Annotated in this window: 1 protein-coding gene; it reads left to right on the forward strand. The window is 57.2% G+C overall.

Going from position 1 to position 446, the window contains the following annotated elements:
• Nucleotides 1-112: 112 nt before the first annotated feature.
• Nucleotides 113-446, forward strand: a 334-nt coding sequence (locus tag F0L46_RS25845) for a hypothetical protein (RefSeq protein ID WP_210247717.1), incomplete at its 3' end; no start/stop codon positions are given.

The raw sequence follows: 446 nt of genomic DNA on the forward strand, positions 1-446 counted from the left end.
TGGGTTTTCCCGCTCGCCGTTTTATACCGGGGATGATCCCACTGCCTACCATTGGCACTATCAGCACTCAGATATCTTCCAGCTCGCCGCATTGATTCAGGAGGTACGACGCATGAACGGCACCACGGATGCGGCACCAACCCCTGCACCGAAGCAATCCTTTACCAGCGGCCGGGAGCTCATCAATGCGGTAAAAACCCGCCGGGAGGAAGCACAAGCCTATTGGAAGATCGCCAAAGAGCTGCAAGGGGACATGGCTGATCTCGACGGACTGGATGCCGAACGTGTCGATGGTGTCAAAGTGCTCTGGATTGCTGAGGGGCGTGCTGCACGAGATGAGACGGCGTTTAGGCACGCGTTGTATACGGCGCACAAGCTCCGGGCAGCCTCCAAGCCCATGAAGGATGAGGCGATCATTGACGCCTATGAGCATGCGTACAACTTGG

The organism is Salinarimonas soli, from assembly GCF_008386575.1.
GTDB lineage: Bacteria > Pseudomonadota > Alphaproteobacteria > Rhizobiales > Beijerinckiaceae > Salinarimonas_A > Salinarimonas_A soli.